Here is a 21,065-nt window from a genome sequence, read left to right as displayed (position 1 = left end):
CGAGCTCGCCCCGGCGCCCGGCACAAGGAGGACGCATGGCCGCTCGCCTCGACGACGCGCTCACCTGGCTCGCAGGCCAGCGGGGCGCGATGGAGTCGCTCCTCGAGCGGCTCGTCACGGTGAACTCCTTCACCGGGAACAAGGCCGGGGTGCAGTCGGTGGCGAACCTCGTGGCGGGCCAGCTCCGCACCCTCGGCCTCTCCGTCGAGCTGCGCCCGTCGGCGCGCTTCGGGCCCCACCTGCTCTTCTCCGGCGCGGCGGACGGCGCGCCGGTCTTCCTGCTCGGCCACACCGACACGGTCTTCCCGCCGGGGACGTTCGAGGGGTTCCGCCGCGACGGCGCCCGGGCGGTGGGCCCGGGCGTGTTCGACATGAAGGGCGGGATCGTGGTGATGCTCTTCGGCCTCGTCGCCGCCAAGCGCGCGGGGCTGCTCGAGCGGGTGGCGGTGAGGGGCATCCTCGTCGCCGACGAGGAGGTGGGATCCCCCGAGTCGCAGCCCCTCACCCGCACCCACGCCCAGGGCGCGGCCTGCGCCCTCGGGTTCGAGTCGGGCCGTCCGGGCGACCTGCTCGTCACGCGGCGCAAGGGTGTCGGCTCGCTCCACGCCGAGGCGCGCGGCGTCGCCTCCCACGCCGGCAACGAGCACGACAAGGGTCGCAACGCGATCTGGTCGATCGCGCGCTTCGTCGACCGCGTGCAGGGGCTCACGGACTACGAGCGGGGCGTCACCGTGAGCGTGGGGCTCGTCTCCGGCGGCACGACCAAGAACACCGTCCCGGCCGAGGCGCGCTGCGACGTGGACCTCCGCTTCGAGACGGCCGCGGACGGGCTCGCGCTCGCCGAGGCCGCGGAGGCGATCGCGGCCGAGGCGGCGGTGCCCGGCACGACCCTCGCGCTCTCCCGCGGCGGGTGGCGCGATCCCCTCGAGCGGACGCAGGCCTCCTCCGCGCTCGCCAAGGAGTACGGCGACTGCCAGCGGGAGAGCGGCCTCGGGCTCGGCGAGGCGCCGCTCGTCGGCGGCGGCTCCGACGCTTGCACCACGGGGGCGGCCGGGATCCCGTCCATCGACGGGCTCGGCCCGCGCGGCAGGGGCTTCCACACCGCGGGCGAGGAGGTCGATCTCTCGACGCTCGTGCCGAAGGCCAGCGCGTTCCTGCGCTTCCTCGCGCGCCGCGGCGCCTGAGGCGAGGAGCGCGCGTCAGCGCGCGGGCTGGGGAGTGGCGGCGCGCGAGCGGCGCCGCGGAGCGAGCCCGAACGCCTCCTCGGCCGCGCGCAGCCGCCAGCGCTCGAGCTCGTCGAGGTGGCGCCGCGCGCGCGCCTCGAGCGCGGCGAAGTCGAAGCCCTCGAGGCGCCGGTCCTGGCGCTGCACGCGGGCGAGCGCGTTCCACATTCCGCGGCGCGACTCGCTGCCGGCGAGGAGCCCCTCGAGCTCCCACACCCGCGAGAGCGGCGAGTAGCTCAGGAGGCGACCGTTGGGCTTGAGGCGGCCTGCGTACTCTCCGAGCACGACCGCCGCCTCCTTCAGCGCGCTCCGCGAGCCGCCGAGCGCCCGGAGGAGATCCTTCAGCACGTCGCGATCCTCCTCGAGGTCGGGGATGAGCCGCTCCAGCGGCGCCGCGAACGGCGTGCCGCGGTTCTCGCCGAGCGATCGGCGCGCGAGCCGGATGCCGCCGAGCGAGAGGGCGAGATGGTCTTCGACGTAGAGAGCGATGAGGTCCACGCCTCCAAGATGCGTCCGCGCCGGCGCGCGGGCCCGCACCGGCGCTCAGCGAGCGAGCACCCCCGCCCTGCCCCAGCAGGCGAGGACGCGGCGCCCGGCGGCCAGGGCGGCCGCGCGTCCGGCGCCGTGGCGCGCCACCGTGAAGCGCGGACCGCGCGCGGGCAGCTCTCCGAACGACGGATCCACCGGCACCCAGCTCCCGTCCGCGAGGAGCTCCGCCCACGCGTGCCACACGAAGCCGTCCCCGTCCCACGCGACGCCGATCGCGGTGCGCCCCTCGTGCCCGGCGGCGGCGGCGGTCGCGAGGTAGGCCGCGGTCTTCTCGCGGCAGCTCTCGCCGGCCGCCCGCGGCGCGGGGAGCCCCGGCGGCGCCCGCGGCGGGGGAGGGTCGACCGGCACGCCGCAGAAGCTCTCGGCGCGCGCGGGATCCCCCGGGCCGGCCACGCGCGCCGTGAGGCGCGGCGGGCGAGAGGGCACGGCGGCGCGCCGATCGCGGAGGAAGCGCGCCCCGTCGCTCGCGAGCGCGACCGTCTCGGGGAGGCCGTCGGCCGCGAACGTCACCCGCTCCTCGACGCCGAGCACGGTCGCGTGGAGCGTGTCGCCCTCCCACGCGCCGCAGGCGCGGCCGGTCGCGAGGGTCTCCTCCTCGAAGACCTCCACGCACGCCGCCTCGCCCCGACCGGCGGCGGTCGCGAGCAGCGCCTCGGCGAGGCCCGCCGGGACCCGCCCCGAGGGGACCTCCAGCCTCGCGATCTCGGCGTCGCGGGTCCTTCGCATCCGCCCGACGGCGCGCCCCGCGCGATCGAGCTCGGTCTCGAAGCGGCGCGTCGTCACGGCCCCGCCCGCCTCCTCGGGCAGGCGCAGGCGCGTCTCCCACCGCGCGCGGCAGCGCTCCCGGCCGCAGCGGAGCTCGAGCTCCGCCAGGCCCACCGTCACGCCGCCCAGCTCGACGCGGTAGCGCGCGGCGCCCTCCGGCAGCCCCAGGGCGAGCAGCGCCGCGAGGGCGGCCGCGGCGCTCATCGCTCCTCTCCGGCCGCGCGCGAGGCCTTGCGGGCGGCGTGGCGGCGCCACAGCGCGCCGGCGAGCGCGACCGCGGCGACGCCCCCGAGCGCCCACCACGCGGCGTACGTGTAGTGCTCGAACAGGTGGACGAGCTCCTCCACGTTGCGCGCGAAGAGGGCCCCCGCGCCGAGCAGCACCGCGTTCCAGAGCGCGGCGGAGAGCCCGCCGTACAGCAGCACGCGGCGGAGGGGGATCCCCGCGGCGCCGGCGGCGAGGAAGAAGAACGCGCGGACGCCGGGGAAGAACCGATTCGAGACGAGCAGCAGCGCGCCCCAGCGCCGGTAGCTCGCCTCGAAGCGGAGCAGCCTCTCCGCCGAGAGCGATCGAGTCCCCGAGAGCCGCCGGTCGAGGCGCCGGCCGACGGCGGCGCCCACCCGGTAGTCGATCCAGGCCCCCAGCATGGCGCCGGCCGTGACCGAGACGAACGTGGCGGGCCAGGAGAGCGCGCCGTCCACCGCGTACCAGGCGCCGAGCACCACGACGAGGTCGCCCGGGAACGGCGGGAACACGTACTCGACGAAGCTCGCGGCGAACAGGATGGCCGGCGCGGCCGGCCCGGTCCGCGAGACGGCGTCGGCGAGCGTCTGGGCGAGCCCGGAGAAGGAGGCCACGCGCGGATGTTATTCGAGAAGGGGCCCCGCGCCCGCTCCCAACCGCGCCCCGGCCCCATCGCGCCCCTCCCGCGACCGCTTCGGCGCCGCGTGCTATTGCCTGGCCGTGGACCGCCGCCGCTCGCTCGTCGTGACCGCCGCGCTCGCTGGGCTGTGGCTCGCCGTGGGCTACGTCAACGTCGCCCGCGGCGCGGCCCACGCCGGGCCGGGCTACCGGTTCTGGTCCTTCCAGCACCACTGCTACTCCGACGTCATCGCCCTGCACGGCGATCGCTACCTCGGGGGTTCGCACCCGCTCCCGTACCTCGAGGACCGCATCGAGTACCCGGTGCTGCTCGGGATCGCCCTCTGGCTCCCGTCGTACGCGCCGGGAGGGGCGCTCGGTCACTTCACCGCCACCTACCTGGTCCTCGCCGCGTGCCTCGCCGCCGCGCTCCTCGCCCTGGCGCGGCTCCCCGGCGCCCTGCCCTGGTGGCTCGGGGCGACGCCCGCGCTCGTCTACTACGCGGGGCTGAACTGGGACGTGCTCCCCATCGCCCTCCTCTCGGGCGCGCTGCTGGCGCAGGAGCGCGGCCGCGCCGGCGCGGGGGCGGCGGCGGCGGCGCTGGGCGTGTCGGCGAAGCTCTTCCCGGCGACGCTCGTCCCGGCCGCGCTCGCCGCGCTCGCCGCGACCCGGCCGCGTGCGCTCCTCCGCTACGCGGTGGTCTTCGCCGGCGTCGTCCTCGCCGTGAACCTCCCCTTCGCGCTGGCCGCCCCCGAGCGCTGGAGCTGGTTCTTCCGCTTCAACGCCGGCCGGGGCGCCGAGAACTCCGTGTGGCAGGCCCTCGCCGTCCCGCGCGGCCCCCTCCTCGAGGCGCTCTCCGCCGGGCCCCTCGCGGCCGCCGCGATCGCCGGCGCCGTCGCGACCGCCTGCGCCGCCCGCCGCGGCGGCGACGCCGCGCGCGCGGCGCGGCTCGCCACCGCGCTGGCGCTGGTGGTCTGGATCGCGACGAACAAGGTCTGGAGCCCGCAGTACGCGCTGTACGGCTTCCTGGCGGGCGCGCTCGCGGCCGGCCCCGCCGCGCTGTTCGCGGCGCTCACCGCGGTGTCGATCTGGGACTTCCACGTGGCGTTCGAGGTCCGGGCCCGGCGCTGGGAGCCGTGGTTCCGCGACCACCTGTTCCACCCCACCGCCGTCGTGCGCACCCTGCTCTGGCTCGCGCTCGCGGCGCTCATCGCCCGGGCGCTCTGGCGCGAGGCGCGCGGGCCGGCGGACGCCGCGACCGGCGGGCGCGCCGGCCCGGGCGGTGCGACGCTCGGGGCCCGTCAGTAGCTCTTCGACCACACCAGGCTGGCGCCGCCCGAGCCGGAAGTGCCGTAGCGCGACTCGGCCGTCCAGCGCGGCGTGATCCGGTACTCGATGCGCGCCTCGTTCTCGTTCTCTCCGCGCTCGACGTCCGCGTCGAAGCGCCGCACGTAGCCGACGTAGATCTTGTCCGTCACGTACTTTCCGGCCCGCACCGCTCCCGAGTCCACGGCGACCGTGTCGAGCGGGAGCTTGTCCGCCACGAGGTTCTTGAACGCCCGGGTGGCCACCGCGCCCAGCGCGGCCCTGCCGACCTCCTCGCCCGTGAACGCGCTCGAGTCCCCGGAGCCGGACTTCACCTCGGTCCGGCCGGTCGCGATCAGCATCGCGATCTGCCCTTCGTCGAGCGGCGGCTTCGAGGAGAGCCGGATCTCCGGCTCCCTCGCCGGGCCCGTCACCGTGACGGTGACCGTCGCCTCCGGGTTCTCGTAGGTCGCCTCGACGTCGAGCATGGCCGCGGCCGGCGGGCCGCCGGTGAACTGGACGCGCCCGCGGCCGAGCTCGAAGTGGCGCCCGCCGATGGGCTCCACGAACCCGCGCACCACGGAGATCTCGCCCGAGGTGTAGTCGTTCCCGCCGGCCAGCTCGTAGGTCACGTCGGCCTTGAGCTCCACGTTCATGGGAGGATCGTCGCTCTTCACGAAGAGCCTTCCGGGCGCCATGGCGTGCACCGCCAGCACGAACGGCTTCGCCCCGGGCCCCGCGCCGGCCCCGGACCGCCGGCGCCGCTCGTCGGTCTTCGGCTTGCCCACCACGATGTCCGGCCGCTGCTCCAGCTGCTGGAGCTCGCGCGGAGTCTGCCGAGGGAGCTTCAGCGTGCCCTCGGGGATCTTCACCTCGAGGCGCAGCGCGTCGGGGGCGTACGTCCCGGTGGCGTCCCCGCGGACATCGATGGTCGCGAGCTCCTGGCCGGACCGGGGGATCACGAGCGATCTCGCCTCGACGTGGGCCTCCACCGGCGAGCTCTGCTCCCGCAGGGCGCGGGCGGCCCCCCACACGCGGACCGTGCCGTGCCCCCGGCGAGCGGACAGGGTGCGGAGCTCGAGGGTGTCGTCGTTCACCTCCGCGTCGAGCGCGATGGCCGTCCACTCGCCGTACTCCGCGACGGCGAGCCGTCCGTCGGTCAGCGTCACCTTGCCACGGGGCCGCGGCCGCCCGAGCGGACCGTGCGCCGTCACGTCGGCGGTGAGCGGCCCGGCGGCGCTGCGCACCACGCCCGGGAGCAGCGCGGCGAGGACCCCGAGGTCGAGCCCGCGGGCCACGAGGCGGGCGTCGAGGGGTGCCTCCCGCAGCGGCGGACCGCGCACGCCCACCCCGAACGCCGCCTCCAGCGTCCCCGACAGCTCGACGACGCCCCCCGCGACCGCGCGGATGGCCGCTTGCGCCCGGGTGCGCGCGTTCGCGTGCTCGGCGCGAACCGACACCTCGCCGAGGGGGCGCCCGGCCACGGCGACGCCGCTGCCCGCGAGCTCGACCCGCGCGACCGGGGCGGCGAGCGTACCCGACGCCGACAGGCGGCCCTCGACGGTGCCCGCGAGCGGGAGCGTCGAGTCCGCGCCCGCCGCCCGCGCGAGCTGAACGCGCGGCACCACCACCTCGAGCTGGAGGGGCGTCCTCTCCAGGCGATCCGCCGGGAGGAGCCGCTCCGGGGGCGCCTCGAGCGCGCCCCCCAGCCGCAGCACCGGATCCCCTCCCAGCGCGACCTGGCCCGTGAGGGCGACCCGGGCGTCCTCGAGGGCGACCGCGAGGCCCGCGCTCACGTCGCGGTAGCCCGCCACCACTCCACGGGCCAGGCCGACCGCGATGCTCCCGCGCGGCGCGTCGATCGTGCCTGCGAGCGCCGCGCGCACCTCGAGGGTGCCCTCGAGCCCCGCAGGGATCCCGCGCACGCCCGCGAGCGGGGCGAGCTCGAGGCCAGGGACCGCGACGTTCGCCTCCACCGGCGCCCCGCGCAGCGCCGCGAGCGCCTCCGAGGGGCCGGCGATCACCTCCGACAGGTCCAGCGGCGCGGCCGCCTCGAGCACGAGCGCGCGCACGCCGTCGTACGCCGCGCTCGCGCGCAGCTCGGCCCGCTCCCCGGCGTCCTCGAGCGCGATCGCGATCGCGAACGGCCCGAGGTCCTCGTACGCCCCCTCCGCGAGCGTCGCGTCCGCACGCACGCGCGGCGCCCCGACCGTCCCCTCCAGCGCCGCGTCGAGCTCGACGGTCCCCTGGAGCGGAGAGGCGGCCCCCGCGGCGGCGAGGACGGGCGCGACGGGCAGCGCGCGCCCGCGGACCCGCGCGGCGAGCGGCGCGGCCGGCGAGCGATCCAGGGGGATGGGGAGATCGGCGGAGAGGTCCACCGAGCCGCCGTCGGCGCGCGCCACCCCGAGGGTGACCGCGGCGCGGCGCGCGCGGCCGTCCCAGCGCGCGGTGCCGGCGCCGTCGAGGCCGGCGAGGCCGCGCACCGCGCCCCCGCGGAAGTCGAAGCTCGCGTCGAGCAGGGGGCGGCGCCTCGTGCCCCCCGCGCGCGCGTCCGCGCTCACGAGCCCGGCCACGCCGAGGTTGCGCGGGATGACGCCGGGCGGCAGGCGGGTCAGGTCCACCCCCACGAGCTTCGCGTGCGCGTCGAGGCCGCCGCGCGGCGTGAGGCCTCCCTCGAGCGCGATCCGCTGCGCGTCCGCCACGAGCTCCAGCCGGTCCACGGAGGGGCCGGCGAAGCGTAGCTCCGCGGGGTGCGTCAGCGTCCAGCGGGCGCCGGGGTAGGCGATCGCGAGCTGCGCGAGCGCGAGCCGATCGCGCCGCGGCCCGAGGCGTCCGCGGGCGTCGAGGGCGAACGGCCGGTCGCCCACCGCCGGCAAGGCCGCGGAGGCCGACACGACGGCCTCCTCGTCGGCGAGCCGCGCGCGCAGGACGAGCCCGCGCGCGATCTCGTCGCCGCCGGAGCGCAGCGCCGCGACCACCCCCTCGACGCTCACGGTCGGACGGCGAAGCGGCCCCTCGGCGCTGACGTCGAGCTTCACCCCTCCCACCGCGAGCCCGCCCGAGCGGAGCGCCGGCGCGGACACCGTCGCGCGCGCCACCGGCGCCCGCTCGGTGCCCGAGAGCGCCGCCTCGACCCGCGCGCTCCCTCGGAGGTCGGGCAGCTCCTTCCCCAGCAGCGCGCCCAGGTTGCGCATCGCCACCCCGAGGTCGGCCGCGTCGGCGTCCACCCGCCCGGAGACGGCGCCGCCGGGGCGCCAGCGCAGCGCGCCGTCGAGGGAGAGCCCGGGGGCGCGGAGCGTGAGCCGGCGGACGTCGTACGCGCCCCGCTCGGCGCGCGCGACGACCTCGCCCGGCCCGAGCTCGCCCCGGCGGAGCCGAGAGCGGGCCACCGACACCGCCACGTCTGCCCGGAGATCCTCGAGCGAGCTGCCGACGAGCGCACCCCGCCCGGTGAGGGTGACGTCTCCCGCCGGCGCGGCCGCGTGCAGGGCGGAGGGATCGAGCCGCTCCAAGGCGAGGTCGAAGCCGAGCGCACGCGCGCCGTCGAGGCGGAGGGCCACCGCGGCGTCCGCGCGCCGCCCGAGCGCGGGCCCGCCGTCGCGCGGCTCCACGCGCGCGGCCGCGGTGGCGATCGCGCCGTCCGACTCCGCGTAGACCGTGGCCGCCGCGTCCTCTCCGCCGCCGAGCTCCGGCACGACCGTGCGCGCCTGCGCTCGGTCGACGTCGAGCCGGGTGATGGCGGCGCGCCCGGCGAGGGTCACCACGTCGAGGTGCCCGATCAGCGAGACCGCCGTCCCACCCACGGAGGCGCGCAGGAGCGGCGCGCGCACGCGGTCGCCCTCGCGCGAGGCGACCACGTCGAGCGACAGGGGCGCCGCCACCGGCAGGTCCAGCATGCCCCGCAGCCGGAGCTCGACGTCCGCGGCGGAGCGCTGCCACGCGCCGCGGGCGTCGAGGTCGAGATCCCGCGCCTCGAGGCGCGTCGCGCCGTCCGCGTCGACCCACCACACGTCCCCGCCGCGGATGGCGAGCGCGCTGACGCGCACCTCGAGCCCCGGGCCTCGCGGAGGGGTTCGCGGCCCCTCCGGCCTGGGCGGCCCAGGGTGCGCGGCCGAGAAGGCCCTCACGAGCGACAGCCCGCCGTCCTCCTCCTCCTCGAGGAGCACGGACGGACCGTCGAGCGCGATCGCGGCGCCGACGGTGCGGCGGCGAAGCTGGGTCACGTCGATCGCCACGCGCGCCCGGTCCACCGCCAGGACGAGGTGCTCGTCGGGATCGAACACGCGCAGTCCCCGCACCTCCACGGTGCCGTCGGGCCGCACCGCCACGCCCGCGAGCTCGAACCGGCCGGCGAGCGCGTCGTCGACGAGCCGGATCACCTCGCGCGCCACGATCGGCCCGCCCGCCTTCGAGGTCGCGAACAGCGTCACGGCAGAGAGCAGGACGCCGACGAGCGCGACGAGGCCGAGCAGGCCCCACCCCGCGACCCTGAGCGCTGCGACCAGCGCGCGCACTAGAACGCCTCGCCGATGGTGATGTGAACGGCGACGATCGGCTCACGGTGCTCCGCAGTCCCGGCGTTCGGGTTCGAGGGCACCGGCGGGAAGCGCTTGTCGAAGGGGACCCCGGACGAGAGGTCGGTCGGCAGCCGCACCCCCACGTCGACGCCGATCGGTCCGAACGGGGTCGCGTAGCGGAGGCCGACCCCGCTCGCGAGCTGGAGGTCGCCGAGCGAGAGGGCCTCGCGCCAGGCGGTCTCCCCGTTGTCCGGCGGCGCCACGTTCCCGGCGTCGAGGAACCACGCGCCGGACCAGTTCCCGGCCAACGCGTAGCGCAGCTCGAGCGAGCCGTCGAAGAGCCCGTTGCCGCCGACCGGCACCCAGTCGTTCTTGCCCACCTCGATCATCGGGGAGAGGCGGCGGGTGTAGTAGCCGCGCATCGAGAGCGGGCCGCCCGAGTAGAAGTTCGCGACGATGGGCGGCTCCTTCGGCTCGGTGAGCGGGACGAGCGCGCCCACCCGCGCCCGCGCGCCGAGCACGAGCTTCCGCGAGAGGGGCCAGAACCCGCGCACCTCGGGGAGGAAGCGCAGGTAGCGGTAGCCGACGGTCCCGATGCGGAAGCCCTCCTGCAGCGAGAGCCCGACGTAGTAGCCGCGCCGGGTGTTCACGGCATCGTCGCGCCCGTCCCAGGCGAGGCGCTGCTCCAGGTAGGAGAGGAGGCAGGTGCTGCTCGGGCAGCCGACGAGGAGCGGGCGGGTCTCGGCCTCCGGCGTGCCGGGCCTGGTCACCACCGCCTCGGGCGCGTCGGAGAGCTGGTACACCTCGAGGTTGTAGGAGGGGATGAACGTCCAGCGCGGGGAGATCCGGACGGGGAGGCCGAGCTCGACCCGCTCTGCCCAGAACCCGTAGGCGAGCTCGAGCCCGCGCTCGACCTCCACCCGGGCGGACACGTCGAGGCGGCGGGCGATGGCGGCGGGCTGCTGGAACTCGAAGCCGATCAGCGCGACGACGCCGCTGCGCTGGTCGGCCCACGGCGTGGGCAGCCAGGCGTAGCCGGCCCGCAGGTCGATCCCGAACCGCCGCAGCTCGCCGAACAGGTTGCGGTGCTGCCACGACGCGTTGCCCCGCGCCTCCCAGCGCGTCGCCTCCACCCCGAGGCCGGGCCCGGCGCGGATGGTGCGAAAGGGAGCTTCGCGCACCGCCACCACCACCGGGATGATGCCCCGCTCCGCGCTGGGCGTGCCGCGGGTCACGCGCACCCCGGCGAAGACGCCCAGGTTGAACACGCGCGCCTGCGCCTTCGAGAGCTTCGACTCGTCGAACCAGGCACCGGTCCTCACGTCCACCGAGGCCTGTTCGCGCACGAGATCGCGCGAGACCGCCGAGGTCCCCGCCACGAAGATCGGGCCGAAGCGGAAGCGGCGACCCGCCTTCACCTCGTACGTCACCTGCGCGGTCCCCTCCTGCGGCAGCACCTGGGCGGCCTGCGTCACCTCCGCGTTCGCCCAGCCCTTCGTGCGCAGCCCCCTGGTGATGGCCGCCTTCGTCGCGTCGTAGGCCGACACGCGGAAGACGTCCCCGACCTCGAGCGGCAGCTCCTTCAGCCGCTCGCGCGCCTCGGCCACCTCCTCCAGCCCCTTGATGTGCAGCTCGGTCACCCGGACCGGCTTCCCCTCCACCACGTGCATCACCACGCGGGCGCGCCCGGGCCCGTCGGGCACCACGTCGACCTTGTCGACGCGCGCCGCGTAGTAGCCGCGGTCGCGGTAGAACGCCTCGACGCGCCGCCGATCGGACGCGAGGGCGTCCGGATCCAGCGGGAAACCCTCGCGCCTGACGAGCCCCGTGACGCCCCCCGGCGCGGCCGGCTCCTGCGTCGCGAGCTTCGCCTTGATGTCCTCGGCGTCGAGGGCCTCCACGCCCTCGAGCTTCAGCTCGGTCACGATCGGCTCGCTCTCCGTGCCGCGGGCGCGCAGGCAGCCGGTGGCGCCGAGCGCGAGCGGGACGAGCAGCGCGAGAGCGACGCGGCGCACCATCGAGCGGGGATTATGGCGCACGCCCGGGGACCCCGCCGGTTTGTTTTCGGCGCGCTCGAGGCGCCCGATGGGGGTTCGCGCGGAGTGATCTGCGGCCGCCGACCGCGCGGCGCGGCGGCGCCGCTTACGTGGGCGACGAGAGGAGCAGGCCCAGGTTTCCCTCCTCCCAGGCCTTCGCGCGCGCGTAGTCCGGGTAGGCGCGCTCCCGCCGCCGGAACTCCGCGCCGTGCACCACGCGGCGCCCGTTCACCTCGCGCGCCGGCACCGCCTGGTGGAGCATCTCGTGGAACACCACCAGCGCGACGTAGAACTCGGGGACCTCGGGTCGATCGAGCGTGGGGTGGATGCGGATGATGCGCGCGTCCTGCACGTACACGCCCGTCTTCACGGTGCGGCGGCGCGCCCCGCCGCGGACGGCCCCCCAGCCGATGTGCGCCTGGATGGCGTCGCCGAAGTGGGCCGCGTTGAGGCGATCGAAGATCTGCTGCAGGTCGTGGGCGCGCCCGCGAGGCTGGAGCCGGTCGGCGCGCGGGACCGCGATCCGCGCGCGGTTGTGCCGGACGAAGGCGTCGATGCGCGAGCCGGCCTCGCGCCGGCGCGCCGACGCGCCGCGGGTGGGGCCGGCGAAGGCGGCGAGCGCCCGCACCACCTCCCCGGGGGCGCCGAGGAACATGTGGTGGAGCCGGTAGTGGATCCCGCCCGAGCCGCGGCGGAACGACACCATGGTCGAGCGGTTGTCGTGAACGGTGAGGCGCACGCGCTCGGAGAGGATGCCGGACAGGGAGTCGGCGAGCCGGCTGGCCGCCGAGAGCCGCGCCTCGCGCGAGGCGCGGCGCGCGTCGAAGAGCTCGAGCTGGCGGTTGGCCTGCGGGGGGCGGGGCACGGGCGGCCGCGATCCTACGGAGGGGGGCACGCCACAGCAAGGGCCACCCCCGCGGGCGGCGCGGGGGACGGGTGGAGAGCGGGCGGGAAGGCAGGGGCTGGGCTGGCGGCGGTCGGATCGCCGCCTGCCCCTCCCTACTCCTGGCCGCCCTCCTCCTCCGCCAGCAGCCGCGCGATGCGCTGCGGCTCCGTGCGGAGCAGCAGGACCTTCTCCTGGCTGTACGTCACCGCGCCCGGGCCTGCGCCCTTGGGCTTGCGGACGTACTTCGCGCGTGTGTACGCGACGTCCGCCTGCGGGGCGCCGCGCGCGTCGGAGAAGTGGAGGGCGAGGTGGGCGGCGTCGAGGAGCGTCCCCTGGTCGGGGCCGCGGCCCTTCTCGAGCCGCACCACCACGTGCGCGCCGGGGACACCGCGGGCGTGCAGCCAGAGGTCGTTGCCGCGCGCGACCCGGAGCGTGAGGCGATCGTTCTCGGCGGCGCCACGGCCGACGAGGATGGCGGCGCCGGCGGCGGAGCGGAAGACGCGGTAGGGGAGCGGCTCCGGGCGCGCCCGCGCGCGGCCGCCGGGCCCGGCGGGGCGCGGCTGCGGCTGCGGCTGCGGCCGGGGGCCCGCCCCGAGCCGGCGCGCCTCGCGCTCGAGGCGGGGGAGCTCCTCGAGCGGCGCCGAGTCGATCTCGCCGAGGAGCGAGCGGAGCGCCGCCTCGCGGCCCCGCACCCCCGCGGTCCGCGCGGCCACGCGCTCCGCGCTCTCCACGATGCGCCGATAGCGGCGGTAGAGCCGCTCCATGTTGGCCTGCGGCGCGAGGGCGGGATCGAGGGCGACGCGCACCTCGCGCGGCCCCTCCTCCGTCCACTCCGTGAGCGTCACCTCGCGCTCCCCGCGCTTCACCGCGCGGAGGTTCGCCTTGAGGAGGTCCGCCGCGCGCCGGTCGGCCTCGGCGACCGGCACGCGCGCCGCCTCGTCGGCCAGCTTCTCGAGCGCGCGCGAGGCGCGGGCGACGCCCGCGCGGACCGGCTCGCGGAGCCGGCGGCGGCCCTCCGCCACGAGCCGCTCCTGCACGAGGGCCGCGTAGCGCGCCTCGACCGCGGCCGAGAGCGGGAACGGGCCCGAGGGCTCGGCCGTGAAGCGCGGCCGCTCGACGCGGGGCGAAGGCGGGGGCGCGGGCGCGACGTACGGCTCGCCGGCGACGAGCTTGCGCCGCTGCGAGAGGTTGCGCCCGGCGCTCGCCCGGATGATCCCGTCGTCGCCCAGCAGGAACAGGTTGCCGTGCCGGCCGGTCAGCTCCCCGACGAGCCGCAGGCGGCCGCGCGGCGTCTCGAGCGCGAGCGCCACCACCCGATCCCCCGGGAGCGTCTCGATCGCGGCGAGGCGCGCGCCCTCGATCTCGCGGCGCAGCAGCACCTGGAAGGGGAAGGGCGTGGCGGGCTGCGGCGGGCGGGCGCGCGTGACGTGGAGGCGCGTGACGTCCGGCTCGGCGGAGAGGAGGAGGAGCACGGGCCCGGCGCGCCCGAACAGCTCGAGGGTCAGCGCGCGCTCGGCGTGGACCCGCACCGCGTCGACGCGGGAGCCGACGAGGGGCGCGAGCTCCCGGACGACCGCCTCGATCTCACCCGCGCCGAGCGACATGCCGAGACATTACTAGGTGCCCAAAAAAGCAGCGGCCGCCCGAAGGCGGCCGCGGCGCTGCGCGACGAAGCGCGCCGACGCAACTACTTCTTGGCGGACTTCTTCGCCGCCTTCTTCTTCGTCGTCGTCTTCTTCGCGGCCGGCTTCTTCGTCGTCTTCTTCGCAGGCATCGTGTTCCCTCCTCGGAACGTCCATTCGATGTCACTCACGATGTCGCTGGACATTCAAGAATGGACAAGTTGCGCGGAGGTTAGCGCGCCGAGATCACACACGTCAAGCAAGCGTCACGCGAAATTCCCGTGCGCGACGCGCGACGCTCGCGCGATCGACCCGCGCGAGTCGCCTCGCGGTCCGTGGATCGGCGGGTACGGGTTCACGGCACGTGACCGGCGCTCGCACCCCCGGCGCCGGCCCTCGCCTTGACTTCGAGGAGCGCGGATCGTTACGTCCCGCAGGCCTTTCAGGAAGGAACGCCATGCTCCAGAAGCAGCTCCTCGGGTTCACGAACCTCGGCGCCGAGTGGGTCCTCTGGCTCCTCATCGCCCTCTCCGTCGCCTCCATCGGCGTGATGATCGAGCGCGTCGCCTTCTTCCTCTCCCGCCGGGCGGGCGACGTGGACGCGCTGCGGCGGCAGCTCCTCGCCGGGGACCTCGCGGGCGCGAGCGCCGCGGTGGAAGGGCGCCGCGGCATGGAGGCGGAGGTGGTGCGCGCCGCGGTCGCGCACGCGGCGATGGGCCCCGACGCGGTGCGCGAGGTCGTCTCCGGGACGATCGAGCGCTCGCGCATCGACTACGAGCAGCGGCTCGCCTTCCTCGGCACCCTCGGCAACAACGCTCCCTTCATCGGCCTGTTCGGCACGGTCCTCGGCATCGTGCGGGCCTTCTTCGAGCTCTCGCGCAACCCCGGCGCCGCAGGCGCCGGCACGGTCATGGCGGGCATCAGCGAGGCGCTCGTCGCCACCGCCGTCGGGCTGTTCGTGGCGCTGCCCGCCGTGGTCGCCTACAACCTGTTCCAGCGCGGCCTCCGCCGGACGGCCCAGCGGGCGACGGCGCTCGGGCACGCGGCCATCGCGCACCTCGAGGCGCGCCCCGGCAGGGAGGCGTGAGCGATGGCCGGGCTCTCCGGCGGCGAGAACGACGACGACCTCATCAGCGGCATCAACGTCACGCCGCTCGTCGACGTCGTCCTCGTGCTGCTCATCATCTTCATGGTGACCGCCACCTACATCGTCCGGGCGGCCATCGAGGTCGAGCTGCCGCGCGCGGCGCACGGCGGCGAGACCACCGGCACGGTCCTCACGGTCGTGCTCACCCGCGACGGGAAGGTCTACCTGGACGGCGTCGAGCGGACCGAGCAGGAGCTCGTCGCGCGGACGCGCGAGGCGGTGCGCAAGGACGCCGGCACCCGCGCCGTGATCTCCGCCGACAAGGGTGCGCTGCACGGGGCGGTGGTGCGCGCCATCGACCTCGTGCGCGACGGCGGGGTGACCCGCTTCGCGATCCACGTCGAGCGGGAGCGGTGACGGATGGGGCGCCTCCCGCCGCCGCTCGCCTACGCCGTCTCCGCCGCGCTCCACCTCGCGGCGCTCGCCGGCCTCGCGCGCCTGCCGCCCCTTCCGGCCCTCGGTGACGAGGTCGCCGTGGAGGTCGTCGACGTCGCGCCGCCCCCGCCCCCACCTCCCGCGCCCGCGCCCGCGCCTGCCCCCACCCCGGCGCCCGAGCCGGAGCCGCTCGGGCCCGCGCCGCGCCGCGCGCCGGTGAAGGCGCCGCCGCTCGCACCGCGGGCCGCGCGCCCCGATCCCGCCCCGCCGCCGCCCAGCGCCGAGCCGCCCGCGGACGCGCCGAGGCGCGCGGCGGTCCGCGTCGGGGTGGCCATGTCGGCCACGACCGAGGGCGGCTCCTTCTCTGCGCCCTCCGGCAACACGCTCCACGGCGAGATGCCGCGCACCGCGCCCGACCCGCAGGACGTGCAGCCGTATCGCTCCGAGCGCTACGCGTCACCCGCTCAGGTGACGGTGCTGCCCCGCCCGATCTCCTGCGAGATCCCGCAGGCCGAGTACCCGGAGGCGGCTCGCCGCGCCGGAGTGGAGGGTCGCGTGGTGCTCACGCTCCTCGTGGACGAGGCCGGGCGCGTCGCGGACGCGAAGGTGGTGGAGTCGCCCGGCCACGGCCTCGGAGAGGCCGCCGTCGCCGGCGTGAAGCGCCACTGCCGCTTCGACCCCGCGCGCAGGGGCGAGGAGCGCGTCGCGACGAGGCTCCGCTACACGGTGCGCTACGAATTGCCGTGAGCCTAGGGCAACACGGCGGCGCCGATCACGCCCGCATCGTCTCCCAGCCACGCGTGCTCGATGCTGAGCCCCTTCCCCGCGGACTTGGAGACCTTCGCGTCGAAGGTCCGGCGCACGAGCTCCCCGAGGGCGGGGCAGCCGAGCAGCACGCCGCCGCCCAGGATGAGCCGGGCGGGGTTGAGCACGGTGACGAGGTTCGCGATGGCGGTGCCGAGCAGCTCGCCCACCTCCGCCCAGAGCGCCCGGGCGTAGGCGTCGCCCGCCCGGTAAGCGTCGTCCACCAGGCTCGCGGTCACGCGCGCGAGGTCTCCACCCACCCGCTCGAAGATGGCGGTGCGCGCGCCGGCGGCGAGCTCCTCGCGCACGCGCGTCGCCACGTTCACCCCCGAGGTGTAGGCCTCGAGGCAGCCCCAGTCACCGCAGCCGCAGCGACGCACCGCCGTCTCGGCGCGCAGCGGCGTGACCTTCACGTGGCCGAACTCCCCCGCGACGCCCTGCGCGCCGTCGTACAGCCGGCCGTCCAGGATGAGGCCCGAGCCGACGCCGGAGCCGACGAACACGAGCACCACGTCGTCGATCCCCTTCGCCGCGCCGAAGCGCTTCTCGCCCCAGGCCGCGACCGACAGGTCGTTCGCGACCCGCACGGGCACGCCGAGCGCGTCGCGGAGCAGCTCCCCGAAGGCGATGTCGCGCCACCCCAGGTTCGGCGCGTTCAGCACGACCCCGGTGCGCCCCAGGCACTGCCCTGCGACGCCCACCCCCACCGCCCCGAAGACACCCGGGACCACGCTCGCCGCGGAGGTGGCCTCCCCGATGGCGTGGCGCACGATCTCGACCACGCCCGCCGGGGTGCGGTCCCGCAGCGGCTCCTTGTGCGCGGCGACGATCTCGCCCGTGTCGGCGTCCACGACCGCGGCGCGCGCGTTCGTCCCCCCCAGGTCCACGCCGATCCCGAGCGGCATCGCTAGGCCCCCACCTCCCGCATGATCTCGGCGACCTTGCCGCGCACGAGCGCCTCGATCTCGTCGAGCCGCTCCTTCGTGCGCGCCTCGAAGCGCAGCACGAGCAGCGGCTGGGTGTTCGAGGCCCGCACGAGCCCCCAGCCGTCCGGGAAGACGACGCGCACGCCGTCCACCGTCACCGCCTCGTAGCGCGCGGCGAAGAACTCCTGGGCGCGGCGCACCACCTCGAACTTCTTGTCCTCCGGGCAGTCGACCCGCAGCTCCGGCGTGGACTCGGTCCGGGGGACGTCGGCGAGCAGGGCCGAGAGCGGCGCGTCCGTCCGGGAGAGCAGCTCCACGAGGCGCGCCGACGAGTAGATCCCGTCGTCGAACCCGAACCAGCGGTGGGCGAAGAAGATGTGCCCGCTCATCTCGCCGGCGAGCAGCGCGCGCTCCTCCTTCATCTTGGCCTTGATGAGGCTGTGCCCGGCCTTCCACATGATGGCGCGTCCGCCGCGCTTCGCGATGTCGTCGTAGAGCGACATCGAGCACTTCACCTCGCCGACGATGGCGGCGCCGGGCTCCTCGGCGAGGAGCGCGCGCGAGAAGAGGATCATGATCTGATCCCCCCACAGCACCCGCCCCCGCTCGTCCACCGCGCCCACGCGATCCGCGTCGCCGTCGTAGGCGATGCCGAGGTCCGCCTTCGTCTCCAGCACCTTCGCCTTCAGGTGCTCGAGGTTCTTCTCCACGGTCGGATCCGGGTGGTGGTTCGGGAAGCGGCCGTCCATGTCGATGAACAGCGGCACCACCTCGACCCCGAGCGCCTCGAGGATGGGCACGGCGATCACGCCGCCGGTCCCGTTCCCGGCGTCCACCACCACCTTCAGCTTGCGGCCGCCGAGGCGGAGGTTCTCCCGGACGTACTTCCGGTAGGGGGTGATCACGTCGTACGGGCTCACCGTGCCGGACCCGCTCGCGAACCGCCCGGACTCGGCGAGCCGTCGCAGCGCCTGGATCTCCTCGCCGTGGAAGGTCGCCGCGCCGAGCCCCACCTTGAGGCCGTTGTACTCCGGCGGGTTGTGGGAGCCGGTGATCATGCAGATGCCGTCCACGCCCGCGGTGTGCGCCGCGAAGTAGGTGAGCGGGGTCGGCACCACGCCGAGATCCAGCACGTCGATCCCGGTCGAGGTGAGCGCCGAGACCATCGCGTCGCGGAAGCGCTCGCCGGAGAGGCGCGCGTCGCGGCCGACGGCCGCCTTGCGCCCGCCCGCCTCGCGGATGCGCGTCCCGAGCGCCTTGCCCACGAGGTGGACCGCGTGCTCCGTCAGGTCCTGATCGACGAGCCCGCGGATGTCGTACTCACGGAAGATCGTGGGCGAGAGCGTGTCCATGGGGGTCTCCGGGTTCCGGGTAGAATGTCGTGCCGAGCCCGGCGGCGCGCAGTCCACGTCGGGGCGGGCGGGCGCTGTCTAGCACGAAGGGGGCGCCCGGCGGCGCTATAGCACCTCGTCGCGGCCCCGGCGCGTGAGCTCCTCCACCGCCTTGCGCACGTCCTGCGCGCGGTCCCGCCGGCAGACCAGGATCGCGTCCCCCGCGTCGACCACCACCACGTCGTCGATCCCGACCACCGCCACCGGCCGCCCGTCGGTGGCGATCACCACGTTGTTGCGGCCGTCGATGACGAGGGCGTCCCCCTCCGCGACGTTGCCGGTCGCATCGGTGGCGCGCACGTCGGGCAGCGCGGCGAAGCTCCCCACGTCGCTCCAGCCGAAGTCGGCGGGCACGACCGCGATGCGGTCGCTCTTCTCCATGACGCCGAAGTCGATGGAGATGGACGGGCACTCCGGGAACACGCGCCGCAGCGTGCGGGCGTACGCCGGCGTCCCGAGCGCCGCGCCGATCTGGGCGAGCTGCTCGCCCAGCACGGGCATGGCGCGGCGGATCTCTTCCAGGATCACGTCCGCGCGGAACACGAAGATCCCCGAGTTCCAGAGGTAGCCGCCGTCGGCGAGGTAGCGCGCCGCGGTGCGCGCGTCGGGCTTCTCCACGAACCGCTCGACCTTGAACGCCTGCAGCCGCGCCTTGCCCCTCCCGCTGCGCGCGGCGAGGCGCGGGCCGACCTTCAGGTAGCCGTAGCCGGTCTCCGGCCGCGAGGGGCGGATGCCGATCGTCGCGACGGCGCCGCGCTCGGCGAGCTGGGCGCCCGCGGCGAGCGCCTCGCGGAAGGCCGCGGGCTTCGCGATGTGGTGGTCGGCGGGGAGCATCGCCAGCACGCCCTGCGGATCGCGCGCCGCCACGTGGAGCGCGGCGAGGCCGACGCAGGGGGCCGTGTTCCGCGCGCACGGCTCGACGATGAAGTTCTCCTTGGGGAGCTGGGGCAGCATGCGCCGCGCCGCGACGGCGTGGCGGGGCCCGCACACCACGAAGGTCCGATCCGCCTTCCCGAGCGGGGGGAGCCGCGCGATCGTGGCCGCGAGCAGCGGCGCCCCGCCGGCCAGGGCGAGGAACTGCTTCGGCCGGTCCTTGCGGGACAGCGGCCAGAAGCGGGTGCCGGAGCCGCCGGCCATGACGACGGGATGGATCTTCACAGGGTCCTCCAGATGGACAGCAGCTCCGACAGGATGCGCGCGGTGGCGCCCCAGATCGTTTCGTCGCCGAAGGTGAAGTGGTGCACGTCCACGGGCAGCCCCCAGGCCTCGACGCGCTCGGTGCGGTGCGCGCCGGGCGCCAGCAGCGAGGCGAGCGGCACGTGGAGGATCTCGGCCACCTCGTGCGCCGCCGCCGCGTAGGGGTACGGATATGGCACCGAGGCGACCCAGGGCGTCAAGCGGAAGGCCGAGGTGAGGACGAGCGTCTCGGAGAGCCGTCCCAGCACGTCCGCGTGCGCCGGCTCGAGCCCGATCTCCTCCCGCGCCTCCCGCAGCGCCGCCGCGAGGTGCTCCTCCTCCGGGTCGATGCGCCCGCCGGGGAAGCTGATCTGCCCGGCGTGGCGGCGGAGGTGCCGCGTGCGGCGCGTGAGGACCACGTGCGTGCCTCCGGGCCCGTCGTAGAGCGGCACGAGCACCGCCGCGCGCAGGAACCCGCCGAGCGGGAAGTGCTCCGGCGGGATCTCGGCGACCGGCGCGACGCCCCACGCGTGCGCCGCGAGCGCGGTCCGCAGGGCCTCGAGGCTCATCGGCGGAGCGCGGCGCCGAGCGGGGCGTCCGGGTCCGCGGCGCGCGCCGCCTCGACGGCGGGCGCGGACACGGAGGCGTGGCCGGCCGGGAGCACCCCCTGCCAGATGAGGATCGCGAGGGCCACGCCGGCCGCGATGCGCCAGACGACGAACAGGTGCGTCGTGCGGGTGCGCAGCCAGCCGAGCAGCCAGTCGATGACGAGGTAGCCGGCCACCGCCGACACCGCGGTCCCGACGAGCGTGGCGAGCGCCCAGCTCGGCTCGCCGCGCAGCACCGGCACGGTCTTCCAGAGCTTGTAGCCTCCGGCGCCGAGGATGATCGGCACCGAGAGCAGGAAGCTGAAGCGCGCCGCCGCCTCGCGCGTGAAGCCGAGCAGCATGCCGGCCGTGATGGTCGTGCCCGAGCGCGAGCTCCCCGGCACGAGCGCGAGGGCCTGGCCGAGGCCGATGAGCACCGCGTCCCGCGCGCCCACGTCCTCGACGGTGCGCAGGTGGCGGGCGTAGCGCTCGGCGGCGAGGAGCACGAGCCCGAGCACCACGAGCGAACCCGCGATGACCCAGTTGCCGAGCGCCTCGATCCGCTCCTCGAAGAGCTTCCCCAGCACCGCGGCGGGGACCGTGCCGAGCACGATGAACCAGGCGAGGCGCGACTGCGGGGTCTCGAGCGGGCGGCGGCGAGCGAGCGAGCGCAGGCCCGCCGCCAGGAGGGAGAGGATCTCCGTCCGGAAGTACACGAGCACCGCGAGGGTGGTGCCCGTCTGGATGATGGTCGCGAACGCCCGGAAGCGCGGGTCGGCGAGGTCGTGGCCGAGCAGCTCGCCGAAGACGAGCAGGTGGGCGGTGGAGGAGACGGGGAGGAACTCGGTCGCGGCCTGGAGGACCCCGAGGAAGACTGCGGCGAGGAGGCTCATGC

At 76.1% G+C, this 21,065-nt stretch carries 17 protein-coding genes and 1 pseudogene; 5 read left to right on the top strand and 13 right to left on the bottom strand.

Features of this window, described 5'->3' with window-relative positions; translation table 11 throughout:
• Window positions 1–35 precede the first annotated feature (35 nt).
• Window positions 36–1,184 carry a M20 family metallopeptidase gene (locus ANAE109_RS00915; RefSeq protein ID WP_011984503.1) on the top strand — a complete coding sequence of 383 codons (1,149 nt, stop codon included), beginning with the start codon at window positions 36–38 and terminating at the stop codon, window positions 1,182–1,184.
• A gap of 15 nt (window positions 1,185–1,199) precedes the next feature.
• On the opposite strand, the gene ANAE109_RS00910 is transcribed toward ANAE109_RS00915, so the two are convergent.
• From ANAE109_RS00910 to ANAE109_RS00900, 3 genes are read right to left on the bottom strand one after another with little or no spacing between them, the layout of a single operon-like run.
• The gene (locus ANAE109_RS00910; RefSeq protein WP_049768490.1) at window positions 1,200–1,721 is read right to left on the bottom strand and encodes a hypothetical protein; all 522 of its coding nucleotides are present in this window, start codon (window positions 1,719–1,721) and stop codon (window positions 1,200–1,202) included.
• Between the two features lie 45 nt (window positions 1,722–1,766).
• Window positions 1,767–2,741 carry a transglutaminase domain-containing protein gene (locus ANAE109_RS00905; RefSeq protein WP_011984501.1) on the bottom strand — a complete coding sequence of 325 codons (975 nt, stop codon included), beginning with the start codon at window positions 2,739–2,741 and terminating at the stop codon, window positions 1,767–1,769.
• Window positions 2,738–3,394, bottom strand: a complete 657-nt coding sequence (locus ANAE109_RS00900; RefSeq protein ID WP_011984500.1) for a DedA family protein — start codon at window positions 3,392–3,394, stop codon at window positions 2,738–2,740. Before ANAE109_RS00900 ends, ANAE109_RS00905 begins: the two co-directional genes overlap by 4 nt.
• Before the next feature lie 106 nt (window positions 3,395–3,500).
• Between ANAE109_RS00900 and ANAE109_RS00895 the strand changes: the two genes are divergently transcribed.
• Window positions 3,501–4,706 (top strand): membrane protein, encoded by a 1,206-nt coding sequence (locus ANAE109_RS00895; protein WP_011984499.1) that lies wholly within the window; start codon window positions 3,501–3,503, stop codon window positions 4,704–4,706.
• Here the strand turns inward: ANAE109_RS00895 and ANAE109_RS00890 are convergent.
• The 5 genes from ANAE109_RS00890 to ANAE109_RS25170 form a co-directional block, all read right to left on the bottom strand.
• On the bottom strand, window positions 4,700–9,217 hold the full coding sequence (locus ANAE109_RS00890; protein ID WP_011984498.1) for a translocation/assembly module TamB: 4,518 nt from the start codon (window positions 9,215–9,217) through the stop codon (window positions 4,700–4,702). The genes ANAE109_RS00895 and ANAE109_RS00890 overlap by 7 nt on opposite strands.
• Window positions 9,217–11,238 carry an outer membrane protein assembly factor gene (locus ANAE109_RS00885; protein WP_011984497.1) on the bottom strand — a complete coding sequence of 674 codons (2,022 nt, stop codon included), beginning with the start codon at window positions 11,236–11,238 and terminating at the stop codon, window positions 9,217–9,219. Before ANAE109_RS00885 ends, ANAE109_RS00890 begins: the two co-directional genes overlap by 1 nt.
• A gap of 124 nt (window positions 11,239–11,362) precedes the next feature.
• Window positions 11,363–12,121 carry a hypothetical protein gene (locus ANAE109_RS00880; RefSeq protein WP_041448028.1) on the bottom strand — a complete coding sequence of 253 codons (759 nt, stop codon included), beginning with the start codon at window positions 12,119–12,121 and terminating at the stop codon, window positions 11,363–11,365.
• A 134-nt stretch (window positions 12,122–12,255) separates the two neighbouring features.
• Window positions 12,256–13,746, bottom strand: coding sequence for an NFACT family protein (locus ANAE109_RS00875; protein ID WP_011984495.1), 1,491 nt, complete (start codon window positions 13,744–13,746; stop codon window positions 12,256–12,258).
• A gap of 83 nt (window positions 13,747–13,829) precedes the next feature.
• Window positions 13,830–13,970: a hypothetical protein gene (locus ANAE109_RS25170; protein ID WP_158305861.1), complete on the bottom strand. Its 141-nt coding sequence runs from the start codon at window positions 13,968–13,970 to the stop codon at window positions 13,830–13,832.
• A 251-nt stretch (window positions 13,971–14,221) separates the two neighbouring features.
• Here ANAE109_RS25170 and ANAE109_RS00870 point away from each other — a divergent pair, with 251 nt between their 5' ends.
• The 3 genes from ANAE109_RS00870 to ANAE109_RS00860 are packed head-to-tail and all read left to right on the top strand — an operon-like array spanning window position 14,222 to window position 16,033.
• Window positions 14,222–14,851, top strand: a complete 630-nt coding sequence (locus ANAE109_RS00870; protein WP_011984494.1) for a MotA/TolQ/ExbB proton channel family protein — start codon at window positions 14,222–14,224, stop codon at window positions 14,849–14,851.
• Between the two features lie 3 nt (window positions 14,852–14,854).
• Window positions 14,855–15,268 (top strand): biopolymer transporter ExbD, encoded by a 414-nt coding sequence (locus tag ANAE109_RS00865; protein ID WP_011984493.1) that lies wholly within the window; start codon window positions 14,855–14,857, stop codon window positions 15,266–15,268.
• A 3-nt stretch (window positions 15,269–15,271) separates the two neighbouring features.
• Window positions 15,272–16,033, top strand: coding sequence for an energy transducer TonB (locus ANAE109_RS00860; RefSeq protein WP_011984492.1), 762 nt, complete (start codon window positions 15,272–15,274; stop codon window positions 16,031–16,033).
• A gap of 2 nt (window positions 16,034–16,035) precedes the next feature.
• On the opposite strand, the gene ANAE109_RS00855 is transcribed toward ANAE109_RS00860, so the two are convergent.
• The 5 genes and pseudogenes from ANAE109_RS00855 to ANAE109_RS00835 all read right to left on the bottom strand — a co-directional run.
• Window positions 16,036–16,995, bottom strand: a complete 960-nt coding sequence (locus ANAE109_RS00855) for an ROK family protein (protein ID WP_011984491.1) — start codon at window positions 16,993–16,995, stop codon at window positions 16,036–16,038.
• Between the two features lie 2 nt (window positions 16,996–16,997).
• The gene (locus ANAE109_RS00850) at window positions 16,998–18,368 is read right to left on the bottom strand and encodes a phosphomannomutase/phosphoglucomutase (protein WP_011984490.1); all 1,371 of its coding nucleotides are present in this window, start codon (window positions 18,366–18,368) and stop codon (window positions 16,998–17,000) included.
• A 105-nt stretch (window positions 18,369–18,473) separates the two neighbouring features.
• The gene (locus tag ANAE109_RS00845) at window positions 18,474–19,565 is read right to left on the bottom strand and encodes a mannose-1-phosphate guanylyltransferase (RefSeq protein WP_011984489.1); all 1,092 of its coding nucleotides are present in this window, start codon (window positions 19,563–19,565) and stop codon (window positions 18,474–18,476) included.
• Window positions 19,562–20,152 (bottom strand): CoA pyrophosphatase, encoded by a 591-nt coding sequence (locus ANAE109_RS00840; protein WP_011984488.1) that lies wholly within the window; start codon window positions 20,150–20,152, stop codon window positions 19,562–19,564. The genes ANAE109_RS00845 and ANAE109_RS00840 overlap by 4 nt, the downstream gene beginning before the upstream one ends.
• A gap of 37 nt (window positions 20,153–20,189) precedes the next feature.
• Window positions 20,190–21,063, bottom strand: a pseudogene (locus tag ANAE109_RS00835) (undecaprenyl-diphosphate phosphatase); the annotation flags it as partial.
• Window positions 21,064–21,065: the final 2 nt, after the last annotated feature.

The organism is Anaeromyxobacter sp. Fw109-5, from assembly GCF_000017505.1.
In the GTDB taxonomy this organism is placed as follows: domain Bacteria; phylum Myxococcota; class Myxococcia; order Myxococcales; family Anaeromyxobacteraceae; genus Anaeromyxobacter.
This window is presented reverse-complemented; position numbering and strand designations above follow the sequence as displayed.

Excerpts from the sequence above, each read along its gene's own strand:
- ANAE109_RS00915 (WP_011984503.1), top strand. The coding sequence starts at position 36 with ATGGCCGCTCGCCTCGACGACGCGCTCACCTGGCTCGCAGGCCAGCGG.
- ANAE109_RS00905 (WP_011984501.1), bottom strand. The coding sequence starts at position 2,741 with ATGAGCGCCGCGGCCGCCCTCGCGGCGCTGCTCGCCCTGGGGCTGCCG.
- ANAE109_RS00885 (WP_011984497.1), bottom strand. The coding sequence starts at position 11,238 with ATGGTGCGCCGCGTCGCTCTCGCGCTGCTCGTCCCGCTCGCGCTCGGC.
- ANAE109_RS00875 (WP_011984495.1), bottom strand. The coding sequence starts at position 13,746 with ATGTCGCTCGGCGCGGGTGAGATCGAGGCGGTCGTCCGGGAGCTCGCG.
- ANAE109_RS25170 (WP_158305861.1), bottom strand. The coding sequence starts at position 13,970 with ATGTCCAGCGACATCGTGAGTGACATCGAATGGACGTTCCGAGGAGGG.
- ANAE109_RS00870 (WP_011984494.1), top strand. The coding sequence starts at position 14,222 with ATGCTCCAGAAGCAGCTCCTCGGGTTCACGAACCTCGGCGCCGAGTGG.
- ANAE109_RS00865 (WP_011984493.1), top strand. The coding sequence starts at position 14,855 with ATGGCCGGGCTCTCCGGCGGCGAGAACGACGACGACCTCATCAGCGGC.
- ANAE109_RS00860 (WP_011984492.1), top strand. The coding sequence starts at position 15,272 with ATGGGGCGCCTCCCGCCGCCGCTCGCCTACGCCGTCTCCGCCGCGCTC.
- ANAE109_RS00855 (WP_011984491.1), bottom strand. The coding sequence starts at position 16,995 with ATGCCGCTCGGGATCGGCGTGGACCTGGGGGGGACGAACGCGCGCGCC.
- ANAE109_RS00850 (WP_011984490.1), bottom strand. The coding sequence starts at position 18,368 with ATGGACACGCTCTCGCCCACGATCTTCCGTGAGTACGACATCCGCGGG.
- ANAE109_RS00840 (WP_011984488.1), bottom strand. The coding sequence starts at position 20,152 with ATGAGCCTCGAGGCCCTGCGGACCGCGCTCGCGGCGCACGCGTGGGGC.